The following is an 8,184-nucleotide window of genomic DNA, read 5'->3' as shown; positions in this document are numbered from 1 at the left end:
TTTCGTCAGTTCGAAGGATCAAGCGGTGACCGTCTCCATCTCCTCAACCACCTCAAAGGTGGGCGATTCGTACACCACTTCCGTGGACGTGACCCCGCCGCGCAGCGGTGGGGCAGCTAGAAACAGGCTTGAGTGTGAGCGAAGCGAGCATGGGGGGCGCGGGGTGGGAACCCCCCGCCGGGACCCGCCGCGCAGCGGTGGGGCAGCTAGCAACAGGCTTGAGTGGGAGCGAAGCGAGCATGGGGGGCGCGGGGTGGGAACCCCCCGCCGGGACCCGCCGCGCAGCGGTGGGGCAGCTAGAAACAGGCTCGAGTGCGTCGCGTCAGCGACGCATGGGGGGCGCGGGGTGGGAACCCCCCGCCGGGACCCGCCGCGCAGCGGTGGGGAAGCTGGAAGCTGCGCGGCCAGCGGTTGCCTACGGCTCGAACTTGTAGCCGAGGCCGCGGACGGTGACGATGAAGCGCGGTGCTGACGGCTCCGGCTCGATCTTCGAGCGCAGGCGCTTGACGTGCACGTCGAGGGTCTTGGTGTCCCCGACGTAGTCGGCGCCCCAGACGCGGTCGATCAGCTGGCCGCGGGTGAGGACCCGGCCGGCGTTGCGCAGGAGCAGCTCGAGCAGCTCGAACTCCTTCAGCGGCAGCTGCACGGCGTCGCCGGCGACGGTGACGACGTGCCGGTCGACGTCCATGCGGACGGGGCCGGCGGACAGCGTCGGCGGGGCGAGCTCGCCGACCGCGTCGACCTGCCGGCGCAGCACCGCGCGGATGCGGGCGACCAGCTCACGGGGTGAATACGGCTTCGTGACGTAGTCGTCGGCGCCGATCTCCAGGCCGACGACCTTGTCGATCTCGCTGTCCCGGGCCGTGATCATGATGATCGGCACATTGGACTTGGTCCGCATCTGCCGGCAGACCTCGGTGCCCGACATCTCCGGCAGCATCAGGTCGAGCAGGACGATGTCCGCTCCGGTGCGGTCGAACTCCGTGAGGGCCTCGGTGCCGGTCGCCGCGATGGAGACCTCGAAGCCTTCCCTGCGGAGCATGTACGACAGCGGGTCGGAAATGGACTCTTCGTCCTCGACCACGAGTACGCGCGCCAACGTGCTGTCCTTTCGTAGTTGCCGAGGAGCCGCACTGCGCTGCGAACCGCGGGTGTGATGTTGCGATTGGGTCACAATCATGGGGTGCCTCCGATCTCAACGGACGGCGGTAGCGCCAGCGCGGCGTCCGCCGGACGCGCGGGCAGCCGCAAGGTGAACGTCGAGCCAACTCCGACACTGCTGACCACGTCGACGCGGCCACCGTGATTGGTGGCGATGTGCTTGACGATTGCCAGGCCAAGGCCGGTGCCACCGGTCGCCCGGGAGCGGGCCCGGTCGGCCCGGTAGAACCGCTCGAAGATCCGATCGATATCACGGGGCTCGATGCCGATGCCCTGGTCGGCGACGGCGATCTCGATGTGCCCGGCGTCGTCGCCGGTCGAGAGGCTGGTCGTGATGCTCACCGTCGTCGAGTCGGGCGAGTAGGCGATCGCGTTCTCCACCAGGTTGACCACGGCGGTGACGAGCTGGTTCTCGTTGCCGTAGACGACCAGGCCGCGCGGGCCGCGCGACGCGACCTCGATGTTCTTCGCGGAGCTGGGCGTCTTCGTGCGGTCCAGCACCTCGGCGATGATCTTGTCGACGTCGACCGGCTCCGGCTCGGGCAGCGGCTCGGCGCCCTGCAGGCGGGACAGCTCCATCAGCTCGGAGACGAGCCGGCCGAGGCGGACCGACTCGTGCTTGATCCGCTCCGCGAAACGGATCGCGGCGGCGGGGTCCTTGTCGGTCGCGTCCAGCAGCGCCTCGGCGAGCAGCTGCAACGCGCCGACCGGGGTCTTGAGCTCGTGGCTCACGTTGGCGACGAAGTCGCGGCGGACCCGGGCGACCCGGTGGGCCTCGGTGACGTCGGCGGCCTCGATCGCGACCCGGCCGCCGCCCAGCGCGACCGCGCGCACGTTGACGCCGAGCGGGTCGCCGTGAGTGAGGCGCGGCAGGTCGAGCTCGACCACCCGGGTCACCCCGTTGCGCCGGACCTGACCGGCGAGGCTACGCACGATGGTGTGCGCCTCCTCCCCGACGCCCTGGCGCTGCCGGACGAGACCCATCTCGCGAGCCGCCGCGTTGACCAGCACGGGCCGGTCGGCATCGTCGAGCACGACGACACCGACGAGCAGCGCGTCGAGGATCTCGGTCATCGCCGTATCCGTCGCCGCGCTGTCGGCCTTCGACTGCCGGAACTTCCAATCCACGATCTGATCGTAGGAGGTCGCTTACCCGACGGACGGTGGTCCAGGGCACGAAACGGGCTCACATCACTCAGTGTTCACCCTCACGCGGGGTGAAGTTCACCGGACTCGTCGGTGTGAGACCTACCGTGAGGGACACCACGATAGGAGAACTATGCGCGACGAATACCGTGCCGACCTGCTGCAGGTCAACCGTCTGCTGGTATCGATGGCGGACGCTGTGCGCAACGCGATGATCCGGGCCACCAAGGCCCTGCTCACCGCCGACCAGACCGAGGCCGAGGAGGTCGTGGCCCGCGATGCGGAGGTCAACGCCCTCTACCGGCTCGTCGAGGACAAGGTGTACGACCTGTGCGCCCGCCAGGCTCCGGTCGCCTCGGACCTGCGTGTGGTGCTGACCGCCCTGCACCTGGCGACCGACCTCGAGCGCATGGGCGACCTCGCCGACCACGTCGCGAAGACGGCGCTGCGCCGGCTGCCCGACGTGGCCGTGCCGGAGACGCTGGTCGAGACCTTCGAGCAGATGGGCCTGGTCGCCGACCGGATCGCGGGCAAGATCTCGCGCGCGATCTCCACCCTCGACGTGGTCGCCGCCGGGCAGCTCGACCGCGACGACGATGAGATGGACCGGCTGCACACCGGCCTGTTCGAGATCATGTTCGGCCCGAAGTGGACCGAGAACACCCAGGCGGCGGTCGACACGGCCCTGCTCGGCCGCTTCTACGAGCGTTACGCCGACCACGCCGTCAACGCCGGCCGCCACGTGGTGTTCCTCGTCACTGGCGAGGCGTTCGACACCGCGCAGGCGTAACCAGGACCAGGCACAGCCAAGAGAGGGGGCCGCGAAAGCGGCCCCCTCTGTTGCGAAGAACTACCGGCCCTGGTTGGCGACCGCGGCCGCGGCCTCCTTGGCCGCCTCCGGGTCCAGGTAGGTGCCGCCCACCGTGACCGGCCGCAGCGCCGCGTCGAGGTCGTAGCGCAGCGGGATGCCGGTGGGGATGTTGAGCTTGGCGATGGCCTCGTCGGAGATGCCGTCGAGGTGCTTCACCAGGGCGCGCAGCGAGTTGCCGTGCGCCGCGACCAGCACCGTCTTGCCGTCCAGCAGCTGCGGCACGATCTGGTCGTACCAGTAGGGCAGCATGCGCTGCACGACGTCCTTGAGGCACTCCGTGCTCGGGCGGATGTCCGGCGGCAGGTTCGCGTAGCGCGGGTCGGCGGCCTGCGACCACTCGTCGTCCTCGGCGATCGGCGGCGGCGGCACATCGTAGGAGCGGCGCCAGAGCATGAACTGCTCCTCGCCGAACTCCTCCAGCGTCTGCTTCTTGTTCTTGCCCTGCAGGGCACCGTAGTGCCGCTCGTTGAGCCGCCAGTTGCGCTGGACCGGGATCCAGTGCCGGTCGGCGGCGTGCAGGGCGATCTCACTGGTGCGGATGGCACGGCGCAGCACTGACGTGTGCACCACATCCGGCAGCAGACCGGACTCACGGATCAGCTCGCCGCCCCGCCGGGCCTCGGCCTCTCCTTTGGCGCTGAGGTCCACGTCGACCCAGCCGGTGAACAGGTTCTTGGCGTTCCACTCGCTCTCACCGTGCCGCAAGAGCACCAGTGTCCCGACTTCACTCATGCCGTCATCTTCCCGCACGGAATCACTTCGACAGCACCGGACCTCCGATGTAAGGATGCGAGCGTGCCCCGCAGCTTACAAAAACCCTCCCGGTTGCCCGGTCAGTTCTGGATCGTGTGGACCGCGACGCTGGTCAACCGCGCGGGTGGCTTCGTCGGCATCTTCCTGACGATCTACCTGACGACGGAGCGGGGCTTCAGCGAGTCGGTGGCCGGGCTGGTCCTCGGGCTCTACGGGCTCGGTGGTGCGATCGGCGTCACAGCCGCCGGGCACCTGACCGACCGGTGGGGGCGGCGGCCGACGGTGCTGCTGGCGATGGGATCCGCCTCGGCGCTGATGGTGTGCCTCGGGTTGGCGCACAGCCGCCCGGCAATCATGGTCGGCGCCCTGGCACTGGGCATGGCCGCGGAGGGCGCCCGCCCGCCACTCGGCGCGATGATCGCCGACCTGGTGCCGGCCACCGACCGCGGCCGGGCCTTCTCGGTGTACTTCTGGGCGATCAACCTCGGGTTCGCCACCGCGGCGGTCCTCGCCGGGTTCGCGGCCGGCAGCGGCTACCTGACGCTGTTCCTCGCCGACGCCGCGACGACGGCGGCCGCGGCGATCCTCATCGCGGTGAAGATCCGCGAGACCAGACCGGCGCTCGTGGAGCACCACCAGGAACAGCGTTCCGGCCTCCGCACGCTCGCCCGGGACCGCGTCTTCCTCGGCTTCGTCGCCTGCAACCTGCTCGTCGCGCTGGTCATGCTGCAGCACATGGCGATGCTGCCCCTCGCGATGATCGGCGACGGGCTGGCGCCGCGGACGTTCGGCATCGTGATCGCGCTCAACGGCGTGCTCATCGTGCTCGGCCAGCCCCTCGTCACCCGGCTGCTCGCCAACCGCCGCGAGGCCCTGGTGGCGCCGGTCTCCGCGGCGGTGATCGGGGTCGGCTTCGGGCTGACCGCCCTGGCGCACACCCCGGTCTGGTACGGCGCCACCGTGCTGCTCTGGACCACCGGCGAGATGCTCAACGCCCCCTCCACCGCGGCGCTGCTGGCCGGTCTGTCCCCGGTCGACATGCGAGGCCGCTACCAGGGCGCCTACAGCCTGTCGTGGCAGGCGGCGTCCTTCCTCGCGCCGACGCTCGGCGGTACGGTGCGCGACCTCGCCGGCAACACCGCGCTGTGGCTGGGCTGCCTCGGGCTGGCCCTCGTCGCGGCGGCGTGGAGCCTCCTCGCGGCGCCGGCCCGGGAACGCCGGGTGGCGGCGGTGACGGCCGCCGCCGAGCGGCAGCACGAGCTGGCTAAGATCTAACTGTTAAGAACATTTACCGTTCCTGGAGCACCGCTTGCGCAACTGGTACCGGTCCACGATCGGCGGACTACCGAGGATGTACTGGCTGCTCTGGACCGGCATGCTCATCAACCGGGTCGGCGGGTTCGTCGCGCTGGTGCTGTCGCTGTACCTGACCTCCGAGCGCGGTCTGAAGCCCAGCGCCGCCGGGCTCGTCGTGGGCCTCTACGGCATCGGCGGCATCGCCGGCGTCCTGCTCGGCGGCGTGCTCGCGGACCGGTGGGGCCGCCGGCCGACGCTCCTGCTCGCGCACTTCGGCGCGGTGGTGTTCCTCGCCGGGCTCGCCATGACCGACCGCATCCCGGCGATCGCGGCCCTCGCCGCGCTGCTCGGCCTCATGCACGCCATGCCCGGCCCCGCTTTCGTCGCCGCGATCGTCGACGTGGTGCCGGGCAGGGACCGCAGCCGGGCGTTCAACCTGCAGTTCTGGGCGTTCAACCTGGGCATGGCCGCGGCGTCGCTGCTCGCCGGGCTGCTCGCCGAGGTCAGCTTCACGCTGCTGTTTGCCATCGACGCGGCCGCCACCCTGGTCACCGCGGTGCTGCTGCTGTGGAAGGTGCGCGAGACGAAACCGGCGGCCAGGCCCGCCTCGAACGCGCCGGCGGGCGGGCTGCACACGGCGCTGACCGACCGCGCGTTCCTGCAGTTCGTCGGGCTGAGCCTGCTCCTGGCCGTGGTCACCCTGCAGAGCTCGACGATCCTGCCCCTGGCCATCACCGCCGACGGGCTGCGCCCGACCGTGTACGGCTCGGTCGTCGCATACGCGGGGCTGCTCATCGTCGCCGGGCAGCTGTTCGTGCCGAGACTCATCGAGCGATGGCGCAAGGGCACCACCCTCGCCGTCGCCAACGTGTTCCTCGGGCTCGGGTTCGCCAGCGTGGCGCTCGCCTCCGACGTGCCGGGCTACCTGCTCGCCGCGACCGTGTGGACGGTCGGTTCGATGCTCGCCGCGCCGCCGAACGCCGCCGTCATCGCGGAACTGTCGCCGGAGGCGCTGCGCGGGCGGTACCAGAGCGTCTTCTATCTGATCTTCCCGGCGGCCAGCTTCATCGCGCCCGCGGCCGGCGGAGCGAGCCTGGAGTTCCTCGGCGACTGGCACTGGGTGATCTGCGGTGCCCTCGGACTGGTCGCCGCGGCCGGGCACCTGCTGATCCAGCCGGCCCGGGAACGGCGGGTCACCCGCGAACAAGAGAGGTTAGAAGTCCCGGTCGCTGGGTAGACGCCGCCTTTCGACATGACAGGGGGCGAAGTGGACGGTCTGTCGGCGAAGCTCGAGGCGCCGGATCCTGGCACGGTCGTCATCCGGCTCGACGGGGAGCTCGACCTCGCCACCCGCGACCAGATCGTCCTGGTGGTGCGCGGGGTGCTGCCGACCTTCCACCCGGACACCCTGGTCCTGGACCTGGGCGGCGTGTCGGTGCTCGACTCGGCCGGCATCGGCGCGCTGGTCAGCTGCTGGAAGCTGGCCCAGGACGCCGGCTGCGCGCTGCGCCTGCGCAACCCGCGACCCCTCGCCTACGCGCAACTGCGGCTGACGGGCCTGCTCGACGTGTTCGCCCTCGCTGAAACCGTCCAGCCTCGCTGAAACCGTCCGGCCTCGCTGAAATCGTCAAACCTCGCTGAAACCGTCTAGATGGTGCCGTCGTACTTGGCGGCGCCGCTGACCGTCGCGTCGCCGCGCAGCCGGCCCTTGGCCGCGCCGTCGCTGTAGAGCGTGAACCGCAGGAAGTCCAGCATCGTCTTGGACACCGCCTGGTTGGCCGGCGCGGATCCGAACAGCCCGCCGCCGTGATCGCCGCCGAGCAGGGTCAGGAACGCCTTCGGCCAGGTGCAGCCGTCGTACAGGGAGCGCCCGCTGCTGTAGGGCACGGTGCCGTCGGCGTCGCCGTGGATGAACAGCACCGGGGTCGACGCGCCGCTGAACTTCCCGCCCATGCCACCGCCGGAGACGATGACGCCGCCCTTGAGGCGGCTGTCGCGGCCCGAGCCGGACAGCATGCCCGCGGTGGTGTAGCCGCCCGCCGAGTGACCGCCGGCGGCGACCCGGCTGGTCTCGATGTGACCGGCGAGCGCCGCGCCCGCCTTCGTGTCCAGCTTGAGCACCTCGGTGATTACGGCGGACGCGTCGGCCGGCTGGTTGCTCATGTCGTTCTGGTTGAACGGGTTGGCCTTGTCGTTGGTGAACGGGTACGCCGGCGCCGCCACGACGAACCCGGCCGCGGCGATCTTCGCGGTCACGCCCTGGTACCCCTCGGGCGAGCCGTGCAGCCCATGGCTCCACAGGACCAGCGGGAACCGGCCGGCCGCGACGCCCGCATTGCTCTTGGGTGAGCCGCCGGCGGAACCTGACGCCGGGTAGAAGACCAGGGTGCGCAGCGTGCGACCGGCGCGGGTGAACGTGAACTGGCTGACGCCGACGGCGAACGTCTGGGTGGGCGCCTTCACGGCGGGCGGCGCGGCGCTCTTCGACGCCGAGGCCGAGGGTGCCGCTCCGGCGGCGGCGAGCGCGGCCTGCCCCGAGTCGGCGGCAGGGTCACCGGCTTCGGCCGACTCGCTCGCCGTGACATCCGATTGCTGCGATTGATCGGCTTTGTCCGCTTTGTTGCCGCAGCCCGTCAACGCGACGACGAGTAGGAGACCGGCAAGCGCGCCCCGCATCCGCATGCGAGGAAACTACGGCTTTATGACCTCAGGCGTCTTTACGCGCGACTTAAGTTTGGCGCTCGTGCCGGCGGCAGCGGGTGGCGTGCACCCCCAGTCCACGACCACCCGCTCTGCTGCGGTCTTTCGACCGCGCGGTGCCGCCGGTTGCAGTGGTCGCCCCGCCCGGACAGACCACCGCGAGTGGGCCGCGAACGGCCCAGAAACACCCCCGTCGCTCCCCAACTTCAGGAATCGCCGGATCCGTCATTGACGGTACGCGGCGAGGAAATGCAGCG

7 protein-coding genes and 1 pseudogene are annotated in these 8,184 nt (G+C 70.5%); 4 read left to right on the top strand and 4 right to left on the bottom strand.

Annotation, left to right across the window (positions count from 1 at the left end):
- Positions 1–415: 415 nt before the first annotated feature.
- Both AB0K00_RS51360 and AB0K00_RS51355 read right to left on the bottom strand, forming a co-directional pair.
- The gene (locus AB0K00_RS51360; protein WP_203852089.1) at positions 416–1,099 is read right to left on the bottom strand and encodes a response regulator transcription factor; all 684 of its coding nucleotides are present in this window, start codon (positions 1,097–1,099) and stop codon (positions 416–418) included.
- A gap of 77 nt (positions 1,100–1,176) precedes the next feature.
- Positions 1,177–2,220: pseudogene (locus tag AB0K00_RS51355) on the bottom strand (ATP-binding protein); the annotation flags it as partial.
- Positions 2,221–2,440: 220 nt separating this feature from the next.
- Here AB0K00_RS51355 and phoU point away from each other — a divergent pair.
- Positions 2,441–3,097 (top strand): phosphate signaling complex protein PhoU, encoded by a 657-nt coding sequence (phoU, locus tag AB0K00_RS51350; protein ID WP_363538108.1) that lies wholly within the window; start codon positions 2,441–2,443, stop codon positions 3,095–3,097.
- 60 nt (positions 3,098–3,157) lie between these two features.
- On the opposite strand, the gene AB0K00_RS51345 is transcribed toward phoU, so the two are convergent.
- Entirely contained in the window at positions 3,158–3,928 is a 771-nt protein-coding gene (locus AB0K00_RS51345) for a phosphoglyceromutase (RefSeq protein ID WP_363538106.1), read from the bottom strand.
- Positions 3,929–3,973: 45 nt separating this feature from the next.
- Between AB0K00_RS51345 and AB0K00_RS51340 the strand changes: the two genes are divergently transcribed.
- The 3 genes from AB0K00_RS51340 (at position 3,974) to AB0K00_RS51330 (ending at position 6,830) form a co-directional block, all read left to right on the top strand.
- Positions 3,974–5,206 (top strand): MFS transporter, encoded by a 1,233-nt coding sequence (locus tag AB0K00_RS51340; RefSeq protein ID WP_363538104.1) that lies wholly within the window; start codon positions 3,974–3,976, stop codon positions 5,204–5,206.
- 76 nt (positions 5,207–5,282) lie between these two features.
- On the top strand, positions 5,283–6,464 hold the full coding sequence (locus tag AB0K00_RS51335; RefSeq protein ID WP_363538118.1) for an MFS transporter: 1,182 nt from the start codon (positions 5,283–5,285) through the stop codon (positions 6,462–6,464).
- Between the two features lie 15 nt (positions 6,465–6,479).
- On the top strand, positions 6,480–6,830 hold the full coding sequence (locus AB0K00_RS51330) for an STAS domain-containing protein (RefSeq protein ID WP_363538103.1): 351 nt from the start codon (positions 6,480–6,482) through the stop codon (positions 6,828–6,830).
- Positions 6,831–6,874: 44 nt separating this feature from the next.
- Here AB0K00_RS51330 and AB0K00_RS51325 read toward each other — a convergent pair whose 3' ends face one another.
- Positions 6,875–7,909: a chlorophyllase gene (locus tag AB0K00_RS51325; RefSeq protein WP_363538101.1), complete on the bottom strand. Its 1,035-nt coding sequence runs from the start codon at positions 7,907–7,909 to the stop codon at positions 6,875–6,877.
- Positions 7,910–8,184: the final 275 nt, after the last annotated feature.

The organism is Dactylosporangium sp. NPDC049525, from assembly GCF_040676755.1.
Lineage (GTDB): Bacteria > Actinomycetota > Actinomycetes > Mycobacteriales > Micromonosporaceae > Dactylosporangium.
This window is presented reverse-complemented; position numbering and strand designations above follow the sequence as displayed.